This is a genomic window from Bacillus sp. ISL-18 (assembly GCF_018613415.1).
In the GTDB taxonomy this organism is placed as follows: domain Bacteria; phylum Bacillota; class Bacilli; order Bacillales; family Cytobacillaceae; genus Neobacillus.
Window position 1 is genome coordinate 1 of sequence record NZ_JAGGQG010000023.1, and the last position, 25970, is coordinate 25970.

At 39.4% G+C, this 25970-nt stretch carries 26 protein-coding genes, 2 tRNA genes, 1 rRNA gene and 1 pseudogene; 25 read left to right on the plus strand and 5 right to left on the minus strand.

All coding sequences use genetic code 11. From position 1 onward, the window contains the following. Window positions 1–81 precede the first annotated feature (81 nt). The 7 genes from rrf to tsaD all read left to right on the plus strand — a co-directional run bounded on the left by rrf (window position 82) and on the right by tsaD (window position 3626). A 5S ribosomal RNA gene (rrf, locus tag J7E81_RS25210) occupies window positions 82–197 on the plus strand. Between the two features lie 180 nt (window positions 198–377). Beyond that, window positions 378–451: transfer RNA gene (locus J7E81_RS25215), tRNA-Met, on the plus strand. A gap of 3 nt (window positions 452–454) precedes the next feature. Further along, a tRNA-Asp gene (locus J7E81_RS25220) sits at window positions 455–531 on the plus strand. A 450-nt stretch (window positions 532–981) separates the two neighbouring features. Continuing rightward, complete coding sequence (gene tsaE / locus J7E81_RS25225; RefSeq protein ID WP_215046666.1) at window positions 982–1434, plus strand: tRNA (adenosine(37)-N6)-threonylcarbamoyltransferase complex ATPase subunit type 1 TsaE; 453 nt, start codon at window positions 982–984, stop codon at window positions 1432–1434. Continuing rightward, window positions 1435–2142 (plus strand): tRNA (adenosine(37)-N6)-threonylcarbamoyltransferase complex dimerization subunit type 1 TsaB, encoded by a 708-nt coding sequence (tsaB, locus tag J7E81_RS25230; protein WP_215046668.1) that lies wholly within the window; start codon window positions 1435–1437, stop codon window positions 2140–2142. A 12-nt stretch (window positions 2143–2154) separates the two neighbouring features. Next, window positions 2155–2604, plus strand: coding sequence for a ribosomal protein S18-alanine N-acetyltransferase (rimI, locus tag J7E81_RS25235; RefSeq protein WP_215046670.1), 450 nt, complete (start codon window positions 2155–2157; stop codon window positions 2602–2604). Beyond that, window positions 2601–3626, plus strand: a complete 1026-nt coding sequence (gene tsaD, locus J7E81_RS25240) for a tRNA (adenosine(37)-N6)-threonylcarbamoyltransferase complex transferase subunit TsaD (RefSeq protein WP_215046671.1) — start codon at window positions 2601–2603, stop codon at window positions 3624–3626. The genes rimI and tsaD overlap by 4 nt, the downstream gene beginning before the upstream one ends. A 343-nt stretch (window positions 3627–3969) precedes the next feature. Here tsaD and J7E81_RS25245 read toward each other — a convergent pair whose 3' ends face one another. Beyond that, window positions 3970–5889, minus strand: coding sequence for an ABC-F family ATP-binding cassette domain-containing protein (locus J7E81_RS25245; protein ID WP_215046673.1), 1920 nt, complete (start codon window positions 5887–5889; stop codon window positions 3970–3972). Between the two features lie 270 nt (window positions 5890–6159). Between J7E81_RS25245 and moaC the strand changes: the two genes are divergently transcribed. The 6 genes from moaC to J7E81_RS25275 all read left to right on the plus strand — a co-directional run bounded on the left by moaC (window position 6160) and on the right by J7E81_RS25275 (window position 11062). Then, complete coding sequence (moaC, locus tag J7E81_RS25250) at window positions 6160–6657, plus strand: cyclic pyranopterin monophosphate synthase MoaC (RefSeq protein ID WP_215046675.1); 498 nt, start codon at window positions 6160–6162, stop codon at window positions 6655–6657. A gap of 35 nt (window positions 6658–6692) precedes the next feature. Continuing rightward, the gene (locus J7E81_RS25255; RefSeq protein WP_215046677.1) at window positions 6693–7346 is read left to right on the plus strand and encodes a redox-sensing transcriptional repressor Rex; all 654 of its coding nucleotides are present in this window, start codon (window positions 6693–6695) and stop codon (window positions 7344–7346) included. A gap of 107 nt (window positions 7347–7453) precedes the next feature. Continuing rightward, window positions 7454–8077, plus strand: coding sequence for a YhbD family protein (locus J7E81_RS25260; protein ID WP_215046679.1), 624 nt, complete (start codon window positions 7454–7456; stop codon window positions 8075–8077). Between the two features lie 12 nt (window positions 8078–8089). After that, the gene (locus tag J7E81_RS25265) at window positions 8090–8812 is read left to right on the plus strand and encodes a polymer-forming cytoskeletal protein (RefSeq protein WP_215046681.1); all 723 of its coding nucleotides are present in this window, start codon (window positions 8090–8092) and stop codon (window positions 8810–8812) included. A 16-nt stretch (window positions 8813–8828) separates the two neighbouring features. Next, the gene (locus J7E81_RS25270) at window positions 8829–9380 is read left to right on the plus strand and encodes a cytoplasmic protein (RefSeq protein ID WP_215046683.1); all 552 of its coding nucleotides are present in this window, start codon (window positions 8829–8831) and stop codon (window positions 9378–9380) included. Window positions 9381–9550: 170 nt separating this feature from the next. Further along, on the plus strand, window positions 9551–11062 hold the full coding sequence (locus J7E81_RS25275) for an MDR family MFS transporter (protein WP_215046685.1): 1512 nt from the start codon (window positions 9551–9553) through the stop codon (window positions 11060–11062). A gap of 41 nt (window positions 11063–11103) precedes the next feature. Here J7E81_RS25275 and J7E81_RS25280 read toward each other — a convergent pair whose 3' ends face one another. Both J7E81_RS25280 and J7E81_RS25285 read right to left on the minus strand, forming a co-directional pair. Then, the gene (locus J7E81_RS25280; protein ID WP_215046687.1) at window positions 11104–11304 is read right to left on the minus strand and encodes a YdiK family protein; all 201 of its coding nucleotides are present in this window, start codon (window positions 11302–11304) and stop codon (window positions 11104–11106) included. Next, window positions 11301–12023, minus strand: a complete 723-nt coding sequence (locus J7E81_RS25285; protein ID WP_215046689.1) for a CPBP family intramembrane glutamic endopeptidase — start codon at window positions 12021–12023, stop codon at window positions 11301–11303. The genes J7E81_RS25280 and J7E81_RS25285 overlap by 4 nt, the downstream gene beginning before the upstream one ends. 375 nt (window positions 12024–12398) lie before the next feature. Between J7E81_RS25285 and groES the strand changes: the two genes are divergently transcribed. Continuing rightward, complete coding sequence (gene groES / locus J7E81_RS25290; RefSeq protein ID WP_215046691.1) at window positions 12399–12686, plus strand: co-chaperone GroES; 288 nt, start codon at window positions 12399–12401, stop codon at window positions 12684–12686. Between the two features lie 91 nt (window positions 12687–12777). Beyond that, the gene (gene groL, locus J7E81_RS25295; protein WP_215046693.1) at window positions 12778–14409 is read left to right on the plus strand and encodes a chaperonin GroEL; all 1632 of its coding nucleotides are present in this window, start codon (window positions 12778–12780) and stop codon (window positions 14407–14409) included. 196 nt (window positions 14410–14605) lie between these two features. On the opposite strand, the gene J7E81_RS25300 is transcribed toward groL, so the two are convergent. Together J7E81_RS25300 and J7E81_RS25305 are read right to left on the minus strand one after the other, a co-directional pair. After that, entirely contained in the window at window positions 14606–15319 is a 714-nt protein-coding gene (locus tag J7E81_RS25300) for a GntR family transcriptional regulator (RefSeq protein WP_215046695.1), read from the minus strand. A 65-nt stretch (window positions 15320–15384) separates the two neighbouring features. Beyond that, window positions 15385–16584, minus strand: coding sequence for an enolase C-terminal domain-like protein (locus J7E81_RS25305; protein WP_215046697.1), 1200 nt, complete (start codon window positions 16582–16584; stop codon window positions 15385–15387). Window positions 16585–16889: 305 nt separating this feature from the next. Between J7E81_RS25305 and J7E81_RS25310 the strand changes: the two genes are divergently transcribed. The 10 genes and pseudogenes from J7E81_RS25310 (at window position 16890) to J7E81_RS25355 (ending at window position 25945) form a co-directional block, all read left to right on the plus strand. Beyond that, window positions 16890–18278: a PTS transporter subunit EIIC gene (locus tag J7E81_RS25310; RefSeq protein ID WP_215046699.1), complete on the plus strand. Its 1389-nt coding sequence runs from the start codon at window positions 16890–16892 to the stop codon at window positions 18276–18278. An 85-nt stretch (window positions 18279–18363) separates the two neighbouring features. Further along, the gene (locus J7E81_RS25315) at window positions 18364–19008 is read left to right on the plus strand and encodes a bifunctional 4-hydroxy-2-oxoglutarate aldolase/2-dehydro-3-deoxy-phosphogluconate aldolase (protein ID WP_215046701.1); all 645 of its coding nucleotides are present in this window, start codon (window positions 18364–18366) and stop codon (window positions 19006–19008) included. Between the two features lie 13 nt (window positions 19009–19021). Then, window positions 19022–19876 (plus strand): Cof-type HAD-IIB family hydrolase, encoded by an 855-nt coding sequence (locus J7E81_RS25320; protein ID WP_215046703.1) that lies wholly within the window; start codon window positions 19022–19024, stop codon window positions 19874–19876. Window positions 19877–19888: 12 nt separating this feature from the next. Beyond that, entirely contained in the window at window positions 19889–20161 is a 273-nt protein-coding gene (locus tag J7E81_RS25325; protein ID WP_215046705.1) for a PfkB family carbohydrate kinase, read from the plus strand. 15 nt (window positions 20162–20176) lie between these two features. Next, complete coding sequence (locus J7E81_RS25330) at window positions 20177–20671, plus strand: PTS sugar transporter subunit IIA (protein WP_215046706.1); 495 nt, start codon at window positions 20177–20179, stop codon at window positions 20669–20671. Between the two features lie 390 nt (window positions 20672–21061). Then, a pseudogene (locus J7E81_RS25335) lies at window positions 21062–21918 on the plus strand (S66 peptidase family protein). 462 nt (window positions 21919–22380) lie between these two features. After that, complete coding sequence (locus J7E81_RS25340; protein ID WP_215046708.1) at window positions 22381–22545, plus strand: hypothetical protein; 165 nt, start codon at window positions 22381–22383, stop codon at window positions 22543–22545. Window positions 22546–22627: 82 nt separating this feature from the next. After that, complete coding sequence (locus J7E81_RS25345; RefSeq protein WP_215046710.1) at window positions 22628–23449, plus strand: glycosyltransferase family 2 protein; 822 nt, start codon at window positions 22628–22630, stop codon at window positions 23447–23449. A 150-nt stretch (window positions 23450–23599) separates the two neighbouring features. Then, window positions 23600–24484: a glycosyltransferase family 2 protein gene (locus J7E81_RS25350; protein ID WP_215046712.1), complete on the plus strand. Its 885-nt coding sequence runs from the start codon at window positions 23600–23602 to the stop codon at window positions 24482–24484. Window positions 24485–24511: 27 nt separating this feature from the next. Further along, window positions 24512–25945, plus strand: coding sequence for an oligosaccharide flippase family protein (locus J7E81_RS25355; protein WP_215046714.1), 1434 nt, complete (start codon window positions 24512–24514; stop codon window positions 25943–25945). Window positions 25946–25970: the final 25 nt, after the last annotated feature.

Consider the following 25970-nt stretch of genomic DNA (forward strand, 5'->3'; position numbering starts at 1 on the left):
CCATAGTTATAAGCGAACTCGTTTTTACTTCTTCTATATATTATCTAGTTTTGAGAGAATGAACTTCTTTCAACTAAATAGTCTGGCAATTAAGGCGAGAAGGTCACACCCGTTCCCATACCGAACACGGAAGTTAAGCTTCTCAGCGCCGATGGTAGTTGGGACTTTGTCCCTGTGAGAGTAGGACGTTGCCAGGCTGTTTATCTAATTAAACAAATGTAACATTTTTTATTATCGCGGGGTGGAGCAACGAGCGTTGCTTCAATGAATAATCTGCGAGTTGTAACCATTGAGCTGCTGCTTGAATAAGCTTTCTGAGATGGGGACAGTCAGTAACAAAACATGGAGCATGCTCCAAACTTTATACTTTTTATTATCGCGGGGTGGAGCAGTCTGGTAGCTCGTCGGGCTCATAACCCGAAGGTCGTAGGTTCAAATCCTGCCCCCGCAATTTGGTCTGGTAGTTCAGTTGGTTAGAATGCCTGCCTGTCACGCAGGAGGTCGCGGGTTCGAGTCCCGTCCAGACCGCCATATTTTTTCAAAACTAGTCGAAACATGGTTTTCGTCTTTTTTTTTTGCCTTAAAATACAGGGTAAAAGGTGAAATACCTTTTTGAATATTTTTTAATGAAGACTTTTGAATTTCTAACTCTTTCATCTTACTTAGACCGATCCGTTTATCTTTAACGGACAGTTTTTTAAAAGGTCCGATGAAATTGTCCAATAGACCAGTGCTAATGGACATTTTATTAGGAAATCGGAGGGATTTGTCCAATAGAGCAGTTGTTCTATTTATAACAAAGAACAAAATCCAAGTGAAACCTTGTAACGCTGCTTCATCCCCTGATGAGTACAAATTAAAGCCAAAATTCTTATAAACTACATAGGTATTCACCCTTAGGAAGTATCCTAAGGTTTTTTTTATACCTAAATAAGGGTAAAATGAAACTAAAGTATTGTTAGAGTAAAGTTAGGTGATTGGATGAAGGAATTTGAATTAACGACATCAAGTGACAGTGATACTTCGCAATTTGCGGAAAGACTCGCAACGTATCTGCAGCCAGGCGACGTTATTGCTCTTGAGGGCGACCTTGGTGCTGGAAAAACTACGTTTACTAAAGGCTTAGCCAAGGGATTAGAAGTAAAAAAGACAGTGAATAGTCCTACCTTTACAATCATCAAAGAATATCGAGGACGGCTTCCATTGTATCATATGGATGTATACCGAGTAGCTGATGCATACGAAGACCTAGGCTTTGATGAATACTTTGAAGGGGAAGGAGTTACCGTTGTGGAATGGGCTCATCTTATTGAAGAGCAGCTGCCAGAAGAACGGCTAACCATCTTTTTATACCATCAAGGTCAGGATCAGCGGAAAATTGTCTTACAGCCTAAAGGACAAAGATATGAGCAATTATGTAAGGAGATAGTTTAGATGACCATTTTAGCGATAGATACTTCTAATTATGTTTTAGGAGTAGCGCTGTTAGAGGATAATCAAGTGCTTGGTGAATATATTACCAACTTAAAGAAAAACCACTCTGTTCGAATAATGCCTGCAATCGAAACCTTAATGAAGGATTGCGACAGAGTACCTGCTGATTTAACGAAGATCGTGGTTGCAAAAGGGCCTGGATCTTATACAGGAGTTAGAATAGGCGTAACCGTTGCAAAAACGTTAGCCTGGACCTTAAATATACCCCTAGTTGGGATTTCAAGCCTTGAAATTTTAGCAGCTGGAACAGGGCGATACTTTGATGGGTACGTATCACCAATATTTGATGCCAGAAGGGGGCAGGTATATACAGCTCTCTATCAATATCAAAACAGTAAGTTAACAGCTGTAAGACAGGATCAGCTCGTTATGTTGACTGACTGGGCCGTTGATCTACAAGAAATGGACAAACCTATTTTATTTGTCGGAAATGATTTACCATTGCATCAGGCTAAAATTGAAGAGATTTTAGGCAATAAAGCAATCTTTGCGGGTGTAACAGAGCACAATCCTCGTCCAGCAGAACTGGCGGGATTAGGGCAGGATAAACCAGGTGAAGATTTACATACCTTTGTTCCCAATTATATTCGCTTGGCAGAAGCGGAAGCAAAATGGCTGGAGGCAAAGGGAAAAATTCTAAATGGATAGGGTTAGAGATAAATGGTAGATTCTTATGTTTTTCGTTTTATGAGGGAAGAGGATATTGACCAGGTATTAGAAGTTGAGCATGCCTCCTTTACCACACCATGGAGTCGCGAGGCATTTTTTAATGAAATACACAATAATAAATTTGCCGTTTATATTGTCCTTGAGGAAAATGAAAAAATTGTTGGATATTGCGGAACATGGGTAGTCATTGATGAAGCCCATGTAACCAATATAGCGATTCGTCCGGAATATAGAGGCAAGAAACTGGGCGAAGCTTTATTATCAAAACTAATCTCGACAACCCGAGAAATGGGAGCAAGGAGTATGACACTTGAAGTCCGTGTGACCAATCATGTCGCTCAATCCCTTTACCGAAAATTCGGTTTTCAAAACGGCGGGATTCGAAAAAATTATTATTCCGATAATCAGGAAGATGCATTAATTATGTGGGTGAACTTATGACAAAAGATTTATGGGTATTAGGAATTGAAACTAGCTGTGATGAAACCGCCGTTGCGATTATAAAAAATGGCCGTGAAATCGCAGCGAATGTGGTGGCATCACAAATTGAGAGTCATAAAAGATTTGGCGGGGTTGTACCTGAAATCGCCTCTCGTCACCATGTTGAACAAATAACAATCGTAATAGAAGAAGCATTACGCCAGGCTAAGCTAACGTTTTCGGAAATAGATGCTATCGCGGTTACAGAAGGCCCTGGTTTAGTGGGCGCGTTATTAATTGGCGTAAATGCTGCTAAGGCGCTTGCCTTCGCTCATAACAAGCCACTGGTGCCAGTTCATCATATCGCTGGTCATATTTATGCAAATAGGTTGGTAACTGAACTAAAATTCCCATTGCTGGCTCTTGTCGTTTCAGGCGGGCATACAGAGCTTGTTTATATGAAGGAGCATGGTCACTTTAAAGTGATTGGGGAAACAAGGGACGATGCTGCTGGTGAAGCGTATGATAAGGTGGCAAGAACTTTAAATATGCCTTATCCAGGCGGCCCTCATATTGATCGGCTGGCCCATGAAGGGAAACCGACCATTGATTTGCCAAGAGCATGGCTTGAGGAAGGATCGTACGACTTTAGTTTCAGTGGGTTAAAGTCAGCCGTTATCAACACGGTTCACAATGCAGAGCAGCGCGGCGAGGTAATTGCCCCTGAGGACTTAGCAGCAAGCTTTCAAGAAAGTGTCATTGAAGTGCTTGTGAAAAAGACAGAGAGAGCTGTTGCAGAGTACAAAGTTAACCAGCTAGTAGTTGCAGGTGGTGTTGCTGCGAATAAGGGACTAAGAACCGCCTTGGAACAAACCTTTTCAAAACACCCTGAGGTTGAATTGGTGATTCCCCCTCTTTCATTATGTACGGATAATGCAGCAATGATTGCTGCAGCCGGCAGTGTGATGTTTGAAAAAGGAATCAGGGCTGGCTTGAACCTTAATGCCAATCCTGGACTCGATATTGAATTATATAATGAATAGTCCTTCCGAATCGGAAGGGCTTTTTCAATTTAGAACTTCTCAGTTGAAGCACTCCACCAGGAGGCCATACGCCGCTGACTAGGGCGCTTGCGCTTTTCTTACGAGTTTCTGTCGATATTAAGCACCTGTGGATAAAATATTCTGAAAAATAAAAAACATATTCACAATTTGTGGATAGATATCAACAATCTGTTGATAGTGTGGATAAAATTGGGGATAACTGTGGATAATGTGGAAAACTGCGACGAATGTTTATATTTATGCTATCTAAAATGTGCGTAACCTTGTGGACAACTAAATTTCTTGCTAAAAAAAAACCGGGAAAATACTCCCGGTTTCGTCATTATTCGGCAAGAGCCGCCCATTCATCCATCAACTGCTCAAGTTCTGTTTTTGCTTTTTCAGTAAGTAGATTAATTTCTAATACCCTTTCATGGTCTTGAAAAACCTCTGGGTCACATAACTGTTGTTCAAACGCTTGAATTTGCTCCTCAAGTTCCTCAATTCGCTGTTCCACTTCATCTAAGCGTCTTTTTCGCTGACGTTCAAGTTTTTTACTCTCTTTATCCTGTTGATAACTATTTTTTTCGGGTGAATCCTTTTCAGCCGTTTTCTTAGCAGCGTCCGCTAGTGCCAGTGCGGCTAATTCTTCCTGCTCGAGCTTCTTATCAACATAATAATCATAATCTCCCAAATACTCTAGGCTGCCCTTAGGACTCAACTCCAGCACCTTAGTAGCAATCCGGTTAATGAAATATCGATCATGTGAGACGAAAAGGATCGTACCAGGATAATCAATCAAGGCATTTTCAAGTACTTCTTTGCTGTCGAGGTCGAGGTGGTTCGTTGGCTCATCTAGAATCAGCAAATTGGCTTTTTCTAGCATAAGCTTGGCAAGGGCGAGCCGTGCTTTTTCACCGCCGCTTAAGGTGGAGACAATTTTCAACACATCGTCGCCGGAAAAGAGGAAATTGCCTAAAACTGTCCGGATTTCCTTTTCGCTTTTTAATGGATAATCATCCCATAATTCATTTAACACTCGTTTATTTGAGGTTAATTCTGCTTGCTCCTGATCATAGTAGCCAATGGCAAGATTGGTCCCATAGCGGATGGTCCCCGCTAATTGCGGCAGCTTCTTGACAATGGTCTTTAAGAGAGTGGATTTCCCAATTCCATTCGGTCCGACTAATGCAATACTTTCTCCTTTATAGGCGCGGAACGAAATATCCTCCGAGACCTTTTTACCTTCATAGCCTACAGCCAAGGAATCTACCGCTAACACATCGTTGCCGCTTTGTTTTTCAATTTCAAAAGAGAAAGTGGCTGATTTCTCATCGCCAAGCGGCCGGTCCATTAACTCCATTTTATCTAGCTTTTTACGACGGCTTTGCGCGCGTTTCGTGGTGGAGGCCCTAGCGAGATTGCGTTGAATAAAGTCTTGCAGATTCGCAACCTCTTGTTGCTGTTTTTCATAGAGTTTCATATCGCGCTCATAATTGGCAGCCTTTTGATCAAGATAGGCACTATAGTTCCCGGTAAACCGTTGGATTTGTTTCCGTGATACTTCATAAACTTGGGTGACCACTTTATCTAAAAAATAACGGTCATGGGAAACAATCAAAATGGCACCATCATATCCCTGTAAATATTGCTCCAGCCAGGAAAGGGTTTCGATGTCGAGATGGTTTGTTGGCTCGTCCAATATTAAAATATCAGGTTTTGTTAATAACAGCTTTCCTAAAGCGAGCCGGGTCTTTTGCCCTCCGCTTAAGCTTGTGATCATCAGAGAATTATCATGAAAGTTTAATCCATAAAGGACAGAGCGAATATCCGCCTCATATTGATAGCCGCCTTGTTCTTTAAATTTCACCTGAAGCTGATCATATTCTTTTAAAATACGCTCGTATTTTGCACTGTCTTCAAAAATACTAGGATCGGCCATTTGTTCTTCGAGCTGGCGAAGCGACTTTTCCATCAATCGAAGCGGTTCGAAGACGGTTAACATCTCATCCCAAATCGACAAATTTGATTCTAGTCCGGTATTTTGTGCTAAATATCCGATGGTTACATCCTTAGGTTTAATAATCTCGCCGCCATCATGGGACAGGTGTCCGGCGATAATCTTTAATAACGTTGATTTCCCAGCGCCATTTCGGCCGACAAGAGCAACGCGGTCGCGGGTTTGTAATTCAAGCTTTATATTCGATAAAATAAGGTCAGCACCATAATATTTTTGCAGTTGGTTTACTTGTAGTAAAATCATTTCTATTCACCTCTATTTAAAAAACAAAACGTAGGATTATGCCATTATAGGATACAAGCTATAGTCCATTTCATCTTATAAGTGAAATCTTTCACTTATATAAGAAACAAATCGGTCTCTGCTATATAAATAGTGTACCGTATTAGCGTAAGGTCGGCAATAAAGTGAGGTTTTATGGCACCTTTTTCAAGAAAAAGTGCATATTCGTTCAAACTTTCACACACATTGTGGTAAAAATAGTGTATTATTTTTTCGTAGGGGGATTTTTTTATGTCAGAATTTACGCATTTCAATGACGAAGGCAGAGCGAAAATGGTGGATGTTAGTGACAAACCCGAAACGACACGAACGGCTCTTGCTCATTCGAGTATTACTGTAAGTGAGGAAATCTATCAAAAAATAACGAACCATGAGATGAAAAAAGGCGATGTGTTAGCGGTCGCACAGGTAGCGGCGGTAATGGCTGCCAAAAAAACATGGGACATTATTCCAATGTGTCACCCGATTCCATTAACAGGGGTCAATATATCCTTTTCATGGGAAAAAGGCCGAAATGAGAGCCATCAATTGCATATTGCTGCAGCCGTGAAAACAAAAGGAAATACAGGTGTTGAAATGGAAGCGCTCACAGCTGCCTCAGCTTGCGCTTTAACCGTTTATGATATGTGCAAGGCAGTAGATAAAGGTATGATCATTGGACCGACATACTTAGTTGAGAAAACAGGCGGAAAAAATGGAGACTTTAAAAGAACAGAGCAAGTTAAATAATATTTATTCATTTTGGGAATGGGGTGTGGGAGATTATGAGTAATGAAACGATGAAGATACCACAGGCGACAGCCAAACGGCTGCCCCTCTATTATCGGTTTTTAAAAAATCTGCATACTTCCGGGAAACAAAGAGTTTCGTCTGCGGAACTAAGTGAAGCCGTAAAGGTAGACAGTGCAACGATTCGCCGAGATTTTTCTTACTTTGGAGCCTTAGGGAAGAAAGGATACGGCTACAATGTCAATTATCTGTTAACCTTTTTCCGTAAGACACTTGATCAAGATGAGCTAACAAAGGTTGCGTTAATCGGAGTTGGTAATTTAGGAACCGCCTTTTTGAACTATAATTTCTTAAAAAACAATAATACCAAAATAGAGGTTGCTTTTGATGTTGATCCGGAAAAAATGGGAGGAAAAGTTCGGGAAGTTCCTGTTTATCCCATGGAGGATCTCGAAAAGGTGCTCTTAGAGGAAAAGATATCCGTTGTTATTCTTACGGTGCCAGCCCCTGTTGCCCAAGTGATTACCGACAGGCTGGCAAAGGCAGAAGTCAGAGGGATTTTGAACTTTACACCGGCACGACTAAATGTTCCTGCATCGATTAGGGTACATCACATTGACTTGGCAGTTGAACTGCAGTCGTTAGTCTACTTCTTAAAACATTATCCAACAGAAGAAATAGAAGAATAATAAGGAAAAGGTGTTTCACTTACAAAAATTAGTGAAACACTTTTTTTACATCTTTACTAGCGTAACAGTGTTATGTTACACTGTTTTTAGAAAGGGGTTAACTAAAAATGAGTGACGAGTTAATTTCAAAAAAAGAACTGCTGGAAATGGCTGATATTTCTTATGGGCAGCTTTACCGGTGGAAACGGAAGGATCTGATCCCCGAAGAGTGGTTTATTCGAAAATCCACCTTTACTGGACAGGAAACGTTCTTTCCAAAGGAAAAGGTGTTAGAGCGGATTCATAAAATCCAGACCATGAAGGATAATTTATCTTTGGATGAATTGGCTGATATGTTTTCTCCAAATATTAGTGATTTAAAGTTGGAAAAGGATGATCTTGTAAAACGTAACATTGTTTCACCTCCTGTTATGGATATCTATTTGGAAATGGATAAGGGCGGTCATCAGTTTACTTTTTCAAGAATAATTGAAGTTTATGTATTGGAGAAACTTTTGCAGTCAGGTGAAATCAATTTAGAAGAAGGCAAAATGGTGCTTCAAGTCTTAAAGGATCATACGCAGCTGATCAAACAGAAGAAATGTGAAGTAGTGATGACGAGAAAGCTTGGTGTATCATCCTGCCTGCTGCTTATCAATTCAGAGGGCGTTCATTTTGAACAGGGAACGAAAGTGGTCACTGTTTTATCAATTATGACATGTATGGAAGAAATCAAAGCGAAATTATTATAAGGGAGAATGGCTATGGAAACGAATCGAAGAGGCGACCTGGTCATCAATGGACTTGGTTCATCCAATGGGGGACATTTTTCGCTGGTGACGCTGAATGGAAGTGGGACCATTAATAGTGAGATCGAGTGTGAGGAATTAGAATGTAACGGCTCCGGAACGTTGAAGGGGAATGTAGCAGCCACAAATGTAAAAGTTAACGGCAATGCCCGGTTTCATGGAACGATTGAGGGCGAGAAGCTGAAAGTGGATGGGACAGCTAAAGTTGCCCAAGATCTTTTAGTGAAAAACGTAAAGGTCTCCGGAAAAGTCAATGTTGAAGGCAAAGTAAAAGCAGAACAGATCGCCATTCATGGTATTTTAACCGTGGGTGAAGACTGTGAAGCTGAGAGTTTTAAAGGGAAATATCGCTTTACCATTGGCGGTCTTCTCAATGCAGAGGAAATCGATGTGGAGGTTTATGGGGAATGTAAGGCAAAGGAAATTGGCGGGCAGACCATTACCGTTAAACAACATAAAGGGTCGTTTATCGGTGCTATTTTTAAACCTTTTTTCAAAAACCAGTTAGAAACTGATTTGATTGAGGGCGACAAAATTGAGCTGGAAAATACCGTGGCAAAGGTGGTCCGAGGCCATCAAGTGAAAATAGGTCCGAATTGTCAGATCGGTGTGGTGGAGTATACGGATGAATTTTCTCAAGATAAAAATTCGGTTGTAGGGGATATTCAGAAGGTTTAGGAGGAGGGAGAAGAAAATGGGCAAGGGTCAAAATCTAATTATTAATGGTTCAGGAAGCTACCCAGGCGGCATATATGATAAAGTCAGCATCCGTGGTGAGGGGATGATTGTAACCGACGTCGAATGTTCTGCCTTTCATGTGTATGGTACGAGTGAGGCGAAAGATAATGTGAAAACAGGCTTGGTAAAAATTATGGGTGAGGCCGAAGTGAAAGGAGATGTGGCGGCTAACGATACGCTTGTGATGGGGACGCTGGTGGTCGGCCGGAATGCCAGTCTGAAGAAGATGAAGGTATTTGGTCTGCTGGAAGTGGGCCAAAAGTTAAGCGGAGATGTGGCGACCATAAAAGGAAGTATCTCTGTTAAAGGAGATGTCGAATTTGAAACGTTTGATTCGAGCGGCGGCTTCGACATCAAAGGATTACTAACAGCAGATAAAGTCAAGATTGCGCTGCGATTCGGGCAAAGCACGACAGAGGAAATCGGCGGCGGGAAATTGTCGTCAAAAGAAAGAAAAACTCGATCCTCCCGTTCGGAAGAGAGGAAGGGACTCTTTCGGCCAAAGTAATCGAGGGTGATGATATTTACTTAGAAAATACAACTGCTGAAGTGGTCCGCGGCAATACCGTTAAGATTGGCCCCGGCTGTCAAATCGGCCTTGTGGAATATACAACGGAATTGAAAAGCGATTCATCGTCAGCAATCAACTCTAAGACAAAAGTGTAAAGGGGTAATCGAATGACTGAAAAGGAAAGTAAGTTAGGTCTGGTCGTTGCAGGATTGTTACTAGGGATCCTGATGGCTTCCATGGATAATACGATTGTGGTAACAGCAATGGGAACCATTGTTGGCGACCTCGGCGGGCTGGAAAGCTTTGTCTGGGTGGTTTCAGCTTATATGGTGGCAGAGATGGCCGGGATGCCAATATTCGGGAAATTATCCGATATGTATGGGCGTAAACGATTCTTCATCTTCGGGTTGATCTTATTTATGATTGGTTCTGCATTATGCGGAACAGCGGAAACCATTACACAGCTAAGCATCTACCGGGCGATTCAGGGCATTGGCGGCGGAGCCTTAGTTCCGATTGCCTTTACGATCATGTTTGATTTATTTCCTCCTGAAAGACGCGGGAAAATGGGCGGATTGTTTGGAGCTGTTTTCGGATTATCCAGTATCTTTGGTCCGTTATTGGGAGCCTATATTACGGACCATATCAGCTGGCATTGGATTTTCTATATCAATTTACCACTTGGAATCTTATCCTTGTTGTTTGTTTCGATTGCCTACAAAGAATCACCGATCCACCAGAAACAGAGAATCGATTGGTGGGGGGCTATTACTTTAATTGGGTCCGTTGTTTGTTTAATGTTTGCCCTAGAGCTTGGCGGGCAAAAATTTGATTGGGATTCTAGTATTATTTTGAGCTTATTTGCAGGCTTCACCGTTCTTTTCTTACTCTTTTTATATATTGAAACAAAAGCAAAGGACCCGATCATTTCATTTACGATGTTTAAGAACCGTTTATTTGCCGGAAGTACACTTGTCAGCTTATTTTATGGAGCTGCGTTTATGGCGGCCACTGTGTATATTCCGATCTTTGTACAAGGGGTATACGGCGGAACAGCGACCAATTCAGGCCTCATTTTATTGCCAATGATGCTTGGCTCAGTGGTGACGGCCCAAACAGGTGGATTTTTGACGACCAAGATGAGTTACCGTAACATTATGTTTTTATCTGGCCTCATTTTGATAATCGGATTTTTGCTGTTAAGCAGCATCTCGCCGGATACAACCAGGGCTCTGCTGACGGTTTATATGATTGTCATCGGTTTAGGTGTTGGTTTCTCGTTCTCTGTTTTAAGCATGGCGGCGATTCATCCATTTGGTATGGAGCAGCGGGGTTCAGCTACGTCAACCAGTAACTTTATTCGATCGCTCGGGATGACCATCGGTATTACCATATTTGGAACGATCCAAAGAAGCAATCTAAACGCGGGGCTGAAAGATGCCTTTTCGGGAATGGGGCAGATGAAGGGGCAGCCGTTTGGCGATTCGCGTTCACTCTTATCGGAAGAAGCAAGAAGTCACATTCCTCCACAAATCTTAGACAAAATCACAGATGCCCTATCGAGCTCCATCGTCCACACCTTTACATGGGCACTAGTCCCGGCAGGAATCGCATTCCTCTTTATCTTTATACTCGGCAAAGACCGTCTCAGATTAAACACACAAGCACCATCGAAATAAAAGAAAAGGTGACAGGCACCATGGGTGCCTGTCACCTTTTCTTACTTCTTCACATTATTTTTATACTTTATATGAAAAAGGATCATTTTGACGCCGGAGCCAAAGTCGAACGTGGCTAGTATCACGAGCAGGTAGCCGAAGAATCCCCAGCCGTTTGTTTGGACATGGTCGATGGCAAAGTAAGTAAACAGCGTGCCGAGAAAGAGGTAGATAAAACCGGAAAACAAGGGTGAACGTCTCATAGAAAGCCTCCGATAAAGTTTTGAATCGCTTCCGCCTCTCGTCTTAGCCGTTCAATATCATCTTTATAAACAGATTGAACCAAAACAACCATTGTGTTCATCGATACATGAGCAAAGATCGGAACAATAATACGTTTTGTTCTGACATAGAGAAATGCAAACGTAAAGCCCATTGCCGAGTAAAGTAAAATATGCACAGGCTCCATGTGGGCTAATGCGAAGATAACGGAACTAATTAATGCCGAGATGAAAAAATTATATCGTTTAAATAGTGCACCAAAAATAATTTTGCGAAAAACGATTTCTTCCAGAATAGGACCAATGATGCTGGTTACAAGGATTGCCAGCGGCAGGGTTTCAATGATTTTCAGAATATCCTGTGTATTCTCCGAACCCATTTTAATCCCTAAAAGGCTTTCGATTATAGCTGCAACATACTGGGCAAATAAAGCTAAAAATACCCCAAATACAGCCCACATTGCCGAATATCCAAACGAAGTCCCTTTCTCATCCAAACTACGTGTATTCATTTCCTTCCGTAAAATAAGGAGGATAATGATCAAGGCGATTGAAAAACTGGCAATCAGATAAACAGGAACAGCAAGCTTTTGACTGATATCGAAATGTTTAAAGCCAAAGATTAAGATGGGAAGCCCCACTAGACTTGAAAACTGCATAGCTATATAAACAATAATGACCCACCAATATTCCTTTTTCAAATGACAATCTCCTTTATGTATAGTTATAGGATGCAACGAGTAACTAACGATTATGAATAGGTCCGATATAAGCACTAATATTTATTTTACTCTTAAAACAGTGTTTGTTTCAATTTAGATGTACTGTTTAATAATATTTAAAGGACTCTGGCTGTGGAAACCCTAAATAGTTCATTTCTTTTAAAAAGGAGGTATAGATTGCCTGCTTTTTCACATACTTTATAAGGTTGTAGAAATGAAAATTTCTTTGTAAAAATTTATGCATCCTACTTGCAAAAGATTTTAAGATTCATTATTATAATAATTGTGTTAGCACTCATCAGAGGAGAGTGCTAATAAAGAAAAAACTACATATATTTGAGGAGGTTGTTTGAATTGTTAAGACCTTTAGGTGATCGTATTATTATTGAGCTTGTGGAGTCAGAAGAAAAAACTGCAAGCGGAATCGTATTACCGGATTCAGCGAAAGAAAAGCCTCAGGAAGGAAAAGTTGTTGCCGTTGGTACTGGCCGTGTTCTTGAAAGCGGTGAGCGTGTAGCACTTGATGTGGCTGTAGGTGATCGTATTATCTTCTCAAAATACGCTGGTACTGAAGTGAAATACCAGGGTGTTGAATACTTAATTTTACGTGAAAGCGATATTCTTGCTGTAGTAGGCGAGTAAATAAAAGCATTTAAGCCTGACACATAGATGTCAGTTATGGAACCTTTAAAGAAATAGATTCAGAGTAAAAATACGAGGAGGTTTTTTTACAATGGCTAAAGAAATTATGTTTAGTGAAGATGCACGCCGCGCAATGCTTCGTGGTGTTGATGCTCTAGCAAATGCAGTAAAAGTTACGCTTGGACCTAAAGGACGCAACGTGGTTCTTGAGAAAAAATTCGGTTCTCCACTAATTACTAATGATGGTGTAACAATCGCAAAAGAAATCGAATTAGAAGATGCATTCGAAAACATGGGTGCTAAATTAGTAGCTGAAGTAGCTAGCAAAACAAACGATGTTGCCGGTGACGGAACAACAACTGCAACAGTTCTTGCTCAAGCGATGATTCGTGAAGGGTTAAAGAACGTTACAGCTGGTGCGAACCCAATGGGTATCCGCAAAGGAATTGAAAAAGCAGTTGCTACTGCAGTTGAAGAATTAAAAGCGATCTCTAAACCTATCGAAAACAAAGCATCAATCGCACAAGTTGCGGCGATCTCTGCTGCTGACGAAGAAGTAGGTCAATTGATTGCAGAAGCAATGGAACGCGTTGGTAACGACGGCGTTATCACAATCGAAGAATCTAAAGGCTTCACAACTGAGTTAGATGTTGTTGAAGGTATGCAGTTTGACCGTGGTTATGTTTCTGCCTACATGGTAACAAACACTGACAAAATGGAAGCTGTTTTAGATAACCCATATATCTTAATCACAGACAAAAAGATTTCTAGCATTCAAGAAATCCTTCCAGTTCTTGAGCAAGTAGTACAACAAGGCAAGCCATTATTACTTGTTGCGGAAGATATCGAAGGTGAAGCATTATCTACATTAGTAGTAAACAAACTTCGCGGAACATTCAATGCTGTTGCTGTTAAAGCTCCTGGCTTTGGTGATCGTCGCAAAGCGATGCTTGAAGATATCGCTGCATTAACAGGCGGTGAAGTCATCACTGAAGAGCTTGGCCGTGATCTTAAATCTGCAACAATTTCTTCTTTAGGCCGTGCTGCTAAAGTTGTTGTAACAAAAGAAAATACAACAATTGTTGAAGGTGCTGGTGCCACAGAAGAGATTCAAGCTCGTGTAAACCAAATCCGTACTCAATTAGAAGAAACTACTTCTGAATTTGACCGTGAAAAATTACAAGAGCGTTTAGCTAAATTAGCTGGCGGTGTAGCAGTTATCAAAGTTGGTGCCGCTACTGAAACTGAATTAAAAGAGCGCAAACTTCGTATTGAAGATGCATTGAACTCAACTCGTGCAGCTGTTGAAGAAGGTATCGTATCCGGTGGTGGTGTAGCCCTTCTTAACGTGTACAGCCGTGTTGCTGAGCTTCAAGAAGAAGGCGATATCGCAACAGGTATCAACATTGTTCTACGTGCAATGGAAGAGCCAGTTCGTACAATTGCACACAATGCTGGTCTTGAAGGATCTGTTATCGTTGACCGCTTAAAGCGTGAAGAAGTTGGAACAGGCTTCAACGCAGCTAACGGCGAGTGGGTAAACATGATCGAAGCTGGTATCGTTGATCCAACTAAGGTTACTCGTTCAGCTCTTCAAAATGCTGCATCTGTAGCTGCTATGTTCTTAACTACTGAAGCTGTTGTGGCTGATAAGCCAGAACCTGCTGGTGCTGCTGGAATGCCTGACATGGGCGGCATGGGTGGAATGGGCGGCATGATGTAAGGCTTTTGAGCCTTTCATCTTATAAATAGTTAAAACTATTTTTTGATCCTTTCCGAGAAGTAGTCATGTAAATAATTTATATAAATAGCAAAAACCACTTCCTATTAAAATTAGGGAGTGGTTTTTTGTGTGGTTTTTTCATCCTCCATTTGAATTCCTAAACAAAATTCATTAGGGTAGCCGCTTGCAAAGAGTATTAATTCTTTCTGTACTTATGACTGTAAGGGTTAAACGGTGTAAAATAGGAAACGGAATAATCTAAATTAATAATTTCACTGTATTCAAACACTTTACTGTTTTGCAGAATCCCTCTATTGACAATCTTCATTGCCGCAATACCCTTCTTGCAATTGAGGAGCTCAGCATCTTCTTTACTGACATTTACGGCACTATATGTGGTGATGAAGTGAGATATTTGGTAATCGTTTTGTTGTACATAATCATGTACGGAGCTTGTTACTACCGCTTCATTTAAATCTGGAAAATAGGAATAGGGTAATTTGGTCGTTTCAATTTGTACTTTTTGATAATCGACTATCCTAACCCGTTTGTACTCCCATAACTTTGCATTTTGCCCGTTGATATCAAAGATTTTTTCTAATTCCGCATCAGGTGTAATCTTTTTTAAAAAGATCATCTTTGATTCAATATCTTTAAATTTTTTTTCAGTTAATGAATTATAAATTAATGGACTTTTATATTTAGTATCACTTACAAAAATTCCTGAACCCTGGATGATTTTGATACATCCAATATTGACGAGTTTTTTCAATGCCTCCCGAATGGTATATCGTGAAACATCATATTGCTTCGCAAGGTCCCTTTCAGTAGGAATCTTTTCTCCAGCTTTGTATTTATTTTGATAAATCTTACTTAGGATATCATCTGCAATGAAATCTCTTTTTTTCATCATGCTTACCTCAGGGAAGTTTTTAAAAACCCTCTAAAGCAATATGCTAAAGAGGGTTTGTTTAATTATGGTGTATGAATTGAACCATTTGGAATACGTGCTTGAGTCCATTCATGCATTCTATATCTCACTGGATATTCTTTAGCCATATCTTCATTAAAATCAACGCCAATACCAACTCTCTCAATTGGATATATATAACCATCCACTACTTCAACTGAATGAGGGAACATTTCCTTCGTTGTTTCATCGGGTTCCTGAATCTCTTGAATCGCTGCATTATGAAGATGAATATTTAAATGAGTATTGACAGCAACCCCAATTGGAGTCATGTCAGATGGGCCATGCCACGCAATTCGGACACCAAAATTTTCGCAAAGTGCTGCGAGCTTCAGGGCAGGTGTGATACCGCCAATCTGGGAAACATGGCAGCGAATAAAATCAATCTGCCGATTGACAATCAGATTTTTCCACTCCATTGGGTTATTAAACAGCTCACCAATGGCGATAGGTGTTGTGCATTGTGTTCTCAACTGAGACAGCCATTCGGTTTGATTCGGAGGCAGGATATCCTCGAGGAAGAAAAGTTTATATGGTTCCAGATCTTTGGCCAATTGAAGTGCCTGATTCGGAAACAGTCTTTCATGGACATCGTGCAAGAAATGAATGGAATAGCCATACTTTTCTCTTAAAGCTTTAAACATATACACAACATCTTTCATATAGATGTCCGGATCAAAATATTCACCTTCACTTAGTTGAGTGGTTAAGTGCATATCATGATTTTTGCCGCCATATTTACCTAATTGACAGCGGATATGGCGGAATCCTCGTTCAATTAGCGTATCAACATTATGAAAAAGTTCCTCGAGCGTAAGCCCGTCCGCATGGCCATATGCCGCAATCGCATTTTTGGACTGTCCCCCAAGCAATTGGTAAAGAGGCATGTTAGCTAGCTTTGCCTTGATATCCCATAAAGCCATATCAATACCAGCAATGGCATTATTAATAACCGGGCCATTTCTCCAATAGGAATTAACCATCATTAATTGCCATAAATCCTCTATATGGTTTGCATCACGTTCAATCAAGAGAGGCCTTAAGTATTCATCAATAATGGTTTGAACAGCTAATGGGCGCTGCTGAAAAGTGGCACATCCATATCCGAAAATGCCTTTATTTGTTTCTATTTTGACAACAATAAGATTATGTCGATGTGGATTGGTCACAAATGATTTAATATCTTTAATAATGGTGGGTTCCAACTTTGATTCTCCTTCTCTCTGCATTCAATTGTGTCAAATCAAAGTGATTTATAATTAGATTTAAACACAGTAAAAATGCAACGTCAATTTGGTCAGAAAGGTTAGTGAAATAAAGCAATTTTCCATACCAATTTAGAATAGAATTCCGCAAAAACCATTGATATGAGGAGGGTTCCGTGATTTTTTTGGTTGTTTTAAACCGTTTTCAAAAATTTTTTCACTATGCTATTATGAGCTTGTCAAATCAAAGTGCAATTTAGAAAGTTTAATTGGAACTAGATTCAATTTAAGGGAGATGAAACGAAGTGAAAGAAAAGGAAACGGTCAAAAAAATCATAGAATACGTGGGAGGGAAAGGAAATATAAAGAAAGCTTGGCATTGCATGACAAGGCTTCGCTTCGATTTATATGATCAGTCTTTAATCTCACATGATCAAATAAAGCAATTGAATGGCGTTATCGGAGAGCAATTACAAAGCGATCAATATCAAATCATTATCGGGACAAACGTACAAACATATTACTCTGTTTTGTCAGAGGAATTGGGGATCGATGGAGAAGAAATCGACGAAAAGGCAGATACTAAGAAAAAAGGACCTTTCGGACGATTATTGGATGTTGTATCCGGCGTTTTCGGACCAATCGTTCCAGCCATCGCCGGAGCAGGTATGATTAAAGGTCTAATCGCCGGTTTAATTGCATTAAAAGTTTTATCAGCTGAAACCGATACGGTAAAAATACTAGACTTGATTTCAAGCGGCGTATTTTACTTCCTGCCATTTTTCCTGGCAGCATCTGCAGCAAAAATCTTTAAAGTCAATCAATACCTTGCCATCGCGATTGCAGGCGGCTTTATGTACCCAACCTTAATCAACGCCGCTAAACTGGGCAAGATTCATTCCTTTGACTTTTTTGGTTTGCCAATTCCTGTTTATAATTATGCTAGTGCGGTTATACCGGTTATCTTGTCAGTATGGGCATTAAGCTATATTTATAAGTGGGTTGACCGATTTATGCCAAACCTGTTGAGAACGGTATTTACCCCTACTTTAACATTATTTATTGCAATACCTTTTTCATTATTGGTAACAGGTCCATTGGGCGAATATGTAGGTAAAGGTATAGGTTTTATTATTCAATCCTTATTTGATATTTCTCCAATCTTGGCAGGAGTTGTCATGGGCGGATTCAGACCGATTGAAATTGTATTTGGGGTGCACCATGCTATCACACCGATAGCGCTTCAGAACTTCGCCGATAAAGGGTATGACATGTTAATGCCAATGATGTTTATGACCAATATGTCAATTGCCGGCGCCACTTTTGCAATGGTTTTCAAAACCAACAGCAAAGCGGAAAAATCAGTCATTTTTTCTGCGGCTCTTTCAGCCATCCTAGGTATCACAGAACCAGCATTATTCGGGGTATTGATTAAGAATAAAAAAGCCTTTATTGCATGTTCAATCGGCAGCGCAGTGGCTTCCACTTTCTTTGCTACAATGGGAGTTAGAATTTACGGATATATTCTTTCAAGTATTGTAAGTTTGGTTGCATATGTCGGACCTTATTTCCCATATGCTTTAATCGGAATTGCAATCGCTATCGGCGGTTCATTTGCCCTCACTTATTTGATTGTTAAAAAGAATCGCAATAGCGAAATAGACAACGTTCAAACTCTCAGAAAAATCGGATAAGCTAACAAAGAAAGTGCTTGATTGCCTAACGGTAGTCGAGCCTTTCTTTTTTGATTGAGAAAAAATAAAAAAACAGGTGATCAATTTGAAAAAAGTATCGATTTTAAACAAATTAATAAACAGCGGAGTAATTGCGGTTATTCGGGCAGATTCTAAAACGAAGGCTTTGAGCATAACTGATGCCCTTGTTAAAGGGGGCATTACCGGACTGGAATTGACCTTTACCGTGCCGCAGGCAGAAATGGCAGTTCAAGAGATAAAGAATAAGTATGTAGACCATCAGGATATTGTTATAGGTGCAGGGACCGTATTGGATGCAGTTACGGCAAGAATTGCGATCATGGCAGGCGCTGACTATATTGTAAGTCCATACTTTGACGACGAAACAGCTAAATTGTGTAATTTATACCAGATTCCCTATTTACCGGGATGCATGACACTGACCGAAATCTCAACGGCTTTAAAAGCTGGTGTTGATATCATCAAACTATTCCCAGGAAGTGCTTTGGGACCAGAATTTGTGAGTGCTGTTAAAGCGCCGATGCCACAGGTGAATATCATGCCTACTGGCGGAGTAAATTTAGAAAACATGGAAAAATGGTTTGCTAAGGGATGTTCTGCTGTCGGCATTGGCGGCAATCTAATCGCACCGGACAAAAGCGGCGATTTTGACAAAATTACCACTTTAGCAAAGCAATATATAGAGAAACTTAACGCAATCAGAAAGTAATGGGGTGTATGCTATGAAGCTTATTGCAATCGATTTAGATGGTACATTATTGTCTTTGGAAAATTACATTACAAATGAGAATCTTCAGGCGCTAGAAAAGGCACAAAACGAGGGGCACATTATTATGATCTGCTCGGGCCGAGCCCCTGAGGATATCGAACAAATTTTAAAAAAATGTGACTTTTCCTGTCCCATTGCCGGAAGCAATGGAACCCTTGTACAAGCCGAAGGAAAGCTTTTAGCCAATGTTTCCATGAATATGGAAAATGTCTCACAAATAGCAGACAAATTAGATGAGGATAGGATTCCTTATCGCATCTACACAAACAAGGGAATCTTTGTACCTTCCGATTGGTCAGAACGAGTGGCTCTGACTCTCGAAGGAAAAAGAATGGAAGGGATGTCAGAAAACCTTTATAAACGGATCACTGAACAGCCGCAGAAATCGGATCTCCTCAATTATATTGATAATTATCAAGAATTAATGGACATGAAGGACTTATCGGTTCAAAAATTCTTTGTGCCCATCTTTGATGGAGAGAAAAAAACTGAGTTAACCATCCATCTCAATGGAATTTCAGGGATAATTACCACTTCTTCAGGTCCCTGGAACATTGAAATCATGGATCAAAACGGTAATAAAGGTAATGGACTCAAAAAGGTTGCGGAATACTATGGTATTCCAACGGAAGATACCGTTGCCATTGGTGACAACTTTAATGATGTTCCTATGCTTGAAGCAGCCGGATTATCGATCGCCATGGGGAATGCTGATCCTACAGTAAAAGAGCTCTGCGATGCTGTTACACTGTCGAATGCTGAAAATGGAGTGGCTTATGCATTTGAACATTTTATACTTAACCAGTAAGGAGACAAACAGATGAGTAAAGTTTTGCTTTGGGAGAGATTATGCTTCGTTTACAGTTCAAAAAAACATACCATCGCGCCAATCATTGACCGTGTCGGTGGTGGTGATGCATTTTCAGCAGGAATTTTACATGGAATTCTTTCAAAACGCGATTTTGATTATACCGTTTCTTTTGCAACAGCTGCGGCAGCCTTAAAGCATACCATTTATGGAGACTGCAACCAATTCTCCATCGAAGAAGTAGAAGAATTTATGAATCGTCAAGATCAAAGAATCATTAGGTGATAAAGGGGAATTATCATGTTTAAAAATCTATTTAAGAATAATAAGAGTTTAGTAGAAGAAGTATTTTCACCTATGGACGGCGAAATTGTTTCATTATCAGAGGTGCCGGATCCTGCCTTTGCACAGAAACTAATTGGGGATGGGGTTGCCATTGTACCAAAGAGCGGAAAACTGGTTTCACCTGTAAACGGTCAAGTGATTCAGGTTTTTCCTACTAAACACGCAATTGGAATTAAGACAAAAAACGGGATAGAAATACTTATCCATATTGGATTGGAAACCGTTGAATTAAACGGGGAAGGTTTTGAAGTACTGGTTGGCAACGGTTCAACTATTAAAATTGGCGAACCACTGGTGAATGTAGATTTAGAGTATTTAAAAAGCAAAAACAAAGAAATTATTACTCCTATCATTATTACAAATATGGACAAAGTTTTGGAAATTACCCCAATTCATAACGGGCGGGAAACGACCTGGGGGGATGGATTGTTTACTTGTAAAATTAAATAAATAATATGCAACCAAATGGCTCAGGACTTAACTGAGCTATTTTTTTAAAGTTCAAATGTTTTCGGAAAAGAAGGGATAGAGTGGTCTTAGGCCCACGGAAAGCTATGCGAGAAGTCAAACGACGAGATTCTACATGTTACACGTGAAACATGTCGTTTTTTGGAAATTCCCGAATTTCAATTTTCTAGCACCTTTTCTCTAACGAGGTTGCAATAAATACAAACCTGCGATTCTCATTCTAGGGTCTAATTTAACTTATATGTCTCTTCTAAAGGTAACACAATCGCCATTACTACATTTTTTATCCTCCTGACATAGTTCTGGAGTTGTAACCAATGATGCCCAAAATACATATGTAATAGAAGGAACTAACTCTTAGGAGGAACGGATATGGTAACACGTCCACCTGTATTACAACGTGGGGATACCGTTGGGATTGTAACTCTAGCTAGTCCTTATCCAGCTGAATATATAAACCAAGCTGTAACTAATCTTAAGAACAGTGGCCTTAATGTGGTACTTGGGAAACATGTTTATGCCCAAACTGGAATAGTGGCTGGAACGGATGAACAAAGGGCATCTGATTTAATGGATATGTTCGTTGATAAAAGGGTGAAGATGATTTTGTCTACTCGTGGTGGAACAGGTTCTTTAGGAGTTTTACCATATTTGGACTATAACATCATAGCAAGCAACCCAAAGATTGTTTCAGGATATAGTGACATTTCAATTGTTTTAAATGTGTTATATCAGTTCACTGGTTTAATCACATTCATTGGTCTATTGCTGGAGGATTTTGTCCCAACTACACCCGAATATAACTTTACTTCCTTCTATACTGCTGTTTCTACCTTTCAATCACCCAGACAAATACTTAATCCCCCTAATATTCCGATAAAAAGTTTAGTCCCTGGTAATGTTACAGGCAGGATTGCGGGTGGGAATTTGACTTCCATTGTAGATAGTCTAGGAACTCCATATGAGATTGATACAAAAGGAAAAATTCTTCTATTAGAAGAACAAAGTGAACCTTCGACTAAGATTTATAGGTATCTGAATCATCTTAAAATTGCTGGGACGATGTAATCAATGATTTATAAATCCCTTTAGGAAAGCCATTAATAACAAATTTAACTACATCACATGGAATATATAAAGCAACAATTCCTATCGGTGCAAGTGTAAATCTTGATTCTAAAAATGGTAAAATAACGGTGCTTGAACCTGCTGTAAGCTGGGTGGGATAATGAATAAGGGGTTTAAAAGCTTGTTATATCAACATCTAAAATGGTAATATGCTTTCCTTTTCCTTAATATTATCCTCGTTTTCAAAAAAACACTGAATCCATAAAAAAAGAAAAGGTCTTTCATCAGTTTGCCTTTTCTTCCATATTGGAGGTCATATAATACATAGATATTTATTGTCCACTAATATATGTAAGTCCAAGCCGCTCGTGTATTTCCTTAATACGGATTCCAACCTTATCAAGCTTGCTTTATAAGAAAGGACAAACCTAGGGGTAACATCTCTAGGTTTTTTGTGTTTTGCCGGTAATGCCAACCAACCAGTTTTATTATTTCCACTTTATCTGGACAGAGGTTACTTTACAAAAATTATAGATAAATTTTCAGAAAATTTACAATCCCGCAAAGGAAGGTCAACATTTTTATCTTATATTGTTAATTGGATGAAAGAGGAGGGTACAAAGGTGATTCGTCAAAAGATTTATTTCATGGTAGATGGCTTGGTTTTTGAAGTCGATGAAGCAGAAATTTCCTTGGAGCAATTGAGAGGATCAGATACAGACGAACCGATGGAATTTAGAAAATTAAAAAGGAATGACCATGATTCTTTTAAAGTTGAGCGTGATTAATATTCTCTCTGAAACTTGATAGTGTCCGCGTAAAGAAGGGTTTCTTTATTGAAAAGCCTTAAAATGAGAGGGATGTGATCAGTTGAGTATTACTGTTGTTATACCTACTTATAACCGAGCAGACAAGATAAAAAAATCCATTGAAAGTGTCTTGGAACAAACATATCCTGTCGATGAAATCATCATTGTTGATGACTTTTCAACGGATCAAACAGAACAGGTAGTTCGGTCGTTTAATAGTGAAAAAATAAAATATGTAGTCAACTCATTTAAAAAAGGAGCAAATGGTGCAAGAAATACGGGGATTATGTTGGCTAAGGGTGAATATATCGCCTTTCAGGATAGTGATGATAGATGGTTACCTGAAAAAATAGCAAAACAATATCAATACATGATTGAAAATCCAAGTGTTGATCTGTGTTTCTGCAGCATGAATCTTATAGGAAGTAAACATGGAATTGTGCCCAAGCGGCAAGTGAAGCCGAAAGAAATAGCCACTCAGCTTGAGAAAGGAAATTTTATTAGTACCCAAACCATTTTTACAAAAAATAATGTGGCAAAAAGCATTCTATTTGACGAAGACCTGAAACGATTTCAAGATTGGGATTTTGTTTTGAGAGTGGCGAGAGACTATAACATTCACCATTTAAATGAAAATCTTGTAGAGGTAGAAGTCCAAGAAGATAGTATTAGTAAAACGATAAAAGAGGTAGAAGCACTTAAGGAATTTTTCACTAAACATCCTTATTTGACCAAAACACACCTGGTTAATAAAGCCCGTTATTACAAAATCCTCGTTCATGATTATATAGGTCAGGAACGAGCCACTAAGGCAATCATTAGTTTATTGACATATAACTTTTATAGGTTTTTTAATAAGGTGATTAATCGGAGACTGGTGTAGTTGGTGAAAGAATAGTGGTTAAGCTGCAAAAGGATTTGCAGCACTCAGTTTGTACAGATGATTAAAAGGTAAAAGAGAATATAAAAAACAACATCAACTGAGGACAACAAAGCCATAATCGGTTCTTTGAAATGTTAGGAAGGATGTAAAATGAAAAAAGTCGATATATTGTTGCCGATTTACAATTCAGTCTCTGAAACTCGCAACTGCATTGAAAGCATTTTGGAGAATACACCCCAAGATACATTTAATTTATATTTATTGGATGATAAAAGTACGGATGTTCAGATCGAATACATGACAAAGTACTATTCGGAAAAATACCCGAAAAATATCATTGCGATTCGAAATAACGAGAATCTCGGTTTTCCAGGGAACGTTAATAATGGGTTTGCGATCACGAAAAATGATGTGATCATCCTGAATAGTGATACATTGGTTACTGGAAATTGGCTAGAAATCCTAGCTGACGTGGCCTGCAGCGATGAATCAATCGCCGCGATTAATCCAATGAGTAACTACGGCGTTTTAGCAGGACTTCCCACTCCCAATAGTACCGTAAATGAACTATTTTCGTTTAAAGAGCTTGCAACGGCGTTCCAAAAAAGTAAAGAATCTGGATATATCGAAACACCGCTGTTAATCGGTTTTTGCATGTACATGAAAAGAACGGCATTAAAAACGGTTGGGGTGTTTGATGCTGAGGCGTTTAAACGCGGATATGGAGAAGAAACGGACTGGTGCATGAGGGCCAGACAAAAAGGGTATAAACTGGCGGTGGCAAAGGCTGCCTATGTTCACCACATTGGCGGAAGTTCATTTGGAACGGAAAAAGAGCAGCTGCAAAAAAGGTCGAGGGAAATTCTACTGCAGCGTTATCCGCAAATTGATGCGGAAATAGAACAGTTTGTAAAAGAAACTCACTTTAAAGCGATGAGAAAAAACATGATGAGTAATTTGCCGTTTTTTCAAAAGAAAGCCGGGGGCTGGCTAAAAATAAAAATGATTAAACATTTTGTTTCGAACAGTATCTAGTCAACTAAGAAGGAGTTAATTAATGTAGTGGGTAAACTTGTCTCGAATTATTTTTTCACCGTCCTGTATCAGTTGTTATTAATGTTAACCCCATTTATTACGACTCCATATATAGCAAGAATTTTGAAGGCTGAAGGAGTAGGGACGGATGCCTATGTATTATCGGTAGTACAGATTTTCATTGTTTTTATTGTGTTAAGTTTGCCGATGTACGGAAGCAGGCAAATCGCAATAAAAAAAAATCAGGAAGAAGCTTCAGTTGAATTTTGGTCTATATTTACCTTCCAACTCATTGTCTCTATATTAAACCTAATTGTTTACTTGATTTTTATTCAGACTGTTTCGTCTCATAAAGAATTGTACTATATTCATATTTCAACTCTATTATCCTATAGCTTGGATATATCCTGGTATTTTATCGGCAAAGAGCAGATTAAAATGATTGCAATTCGAAATATGATGATTAAAATAGCAGGCATTTTTTTGATTTTTACTTTCGTGAAGCATTCACAGGACCTGCCATTATATGTGGCCATTAATGGTGGTACGTTGTTAATCGGGCAATTAATTATGTGGAGGCCCTTATTTAAGGAAATTAAATTGGTGAAGCTGTCGATAAAGGATTTGAAAGAACATATTCGCCCGATTTTTATATTGTTTATTCCGCAATTAATGATCCAAGTCTATGCCTTGATTAACAGGATTGTTCTGGGAAATGTTTCTGGTGAGATACAGGTGGGGTATTACAATCAGGCATCTAAAGTGGCGAGAATAGCAATTGGCTTAATCAGTTCACTAGGAACCGTCTTACTGCCAAGAATGGCTTCAGAGTTTTCCAAGGGAAACAAAGAACAATTGAAAAAGTACACGGACTATACACTGCAGTTTGTATTGATGATTACATTACCGATGACATTGGGCCTAATGGCCATTTCGCCTAATTTTGTAAAATGGTTTTTAGGAGCAGAATTCAAAAGTGTTTCAAACACGTTGATTCTGATGTGTCCTGATATCATTTTTGTGGGATTGGCTAATGTATTTGGTATTCAAATATTGGTTGCAACTCAACAGCAAAATAAATACACCATTTCGGTCACAGTTGGTGCTTTTTTGAGTTTACTAATTAATTTGCTATTGGTCCATTCACTTGGAAGCATCGGGACAACGATTGCGTTATTGGTCGCCGAGGGAGTTGGAGCAGTCTTACAAATGTATTATGCAAGGAACTATTTTCACTTTAAAAACTTTTTACTGTTATTTAGTAAGTATCTGATTCTCAGTGTGTTTGTTTTCATACTGGCAGTCTATTTAGGGAAGGTTTTATCGGTTCCGCCAATGCTGTTAACGGTGATCCAGTTGATCGCAGGTGCATTCATTTATTTGGCTGGATTACTGATTATAAGGGATCCCCTTCTGATTAAAACGGTTAAGGGTTTTTACAACCATTATAGAAATGATTGACAAGACATTAGACGTAGCGGAGATG

Coding starts and splice junctions, on each gene's coding strand:
- tsaE (WP_215046666.1), top strand. CDS start 982: ATGAAGGAATTTGAATTAACGACATCAAGTGACAGTGATACTTCGCAA.
- tsaB (WP_215046668.1), top strand. CDS start 1,435: ATGACCATTTTAGCGATAGATACTTCTAATTATGTTTTAGGAGTAGCG.
- rimI (WP_215046670.1), top strand. CDS start 2,155: ATGGTAGATTCTTATGTTTTTCGTTTTATGAGGGAAGAGGATATTGAC.
- tsaD (WP_215046671.1), top strand. CDS start 2,601: ATGACAAAAGATTTATGGGTATTAGGAATTGAAACTAGCTGTGATGAA.
- J7E81_RS25245 (WP_215046673.1), bottom strand. CDS start 5,889: ATGATTTTACTACAAGTAAACCAACTGCAAAAATATTATGGTGCTGAC.
- moaC (WP_215046675.1), top strand. CDS start 6,160: ATGTCAGAATTTACGCATTTCAATGACGAAGGCAGAGCGAAAATGGTG.
- J7E81_RS25255 (WP_215046677.1), top strand. CDS start 6,693: ATGAGTAATGAAACGATGAAGATACCACAGGCGACAGCCAAACGGCTG.
- J7E81_RS25260 (WP_215046679.1), top strand. CDS start 7,454: ATGAGTGACGAGTTAATTTCAAAAAAAGAACTGCTGGAAATGGCTGAT.
- J7E81_RS25265 (WP_215046681.1), top strand. CDS start 8,090: ATGGAAACGAATCGAAGAGGCGACCTGGTCATCAATGGACTTGGTTCA.
- J7E81_RS25270 (WP_215046683.1), top strand. CDS start 8,829: ATGGGCAAGGGTCAAAATCTAATTATTAATGGTTCAGGAAGCTACCCA.
- J7E81_RS25275 (WP_215046685.1), top strand. CDS start 9,551: ATGACTGAAAAGGAAAGTAAGTTAGGTCTGGTCGTTGCAGGATTGTTA.
- J7E81_RS25280 (WP_215046687.1), bottom strand. CDS start 11,304: ATGAGACGTTCACCCTTGTTTTCCGGTTTTATCTACCTCTTTCTCGGC.
- groL (WP_215046693.1), top strand. CDS start 12,778: ATGGCTAAAGAAATTATGTTTAGTGAAGATGCACGCCGCGCAATGCTT.
- J7E81_RS25300 (WP_215046695.1), bottom strand. CDS start 15,319: ATGAAAAAAAGAGATTTCATTGCAGATGATATCCTAAGTAAGATTTAT.
- J7E81_RS25320 (WP_215046703.1), top strand. CDS start 19,022: ATGAAGCTTATTGCAATCGATTTAGATGGTACATTATTGTCTTTGGAA.
- J7E81_RS25325 (WP_215046705.1), top strand. CDS start 19,889: ATGAGTAAAGTTTTGCTTTGGGAGAGATTATGCTTCGTTTACAGTTCA.
- J7E81_RS25330 (WP_215046706.1), top strand. CDS start 20,177: ATGTTTAAAAATCTATTTAAGAATAATAAGAGTTTAGTAGAAGAAGTA.
- J7E81_RS25350 (WP_215046712.1), top strand. CDS start 23,600: ATGAAAAAAGTCGATATATTGTTGCCGATTTACAATTCAGTCTCTGAA.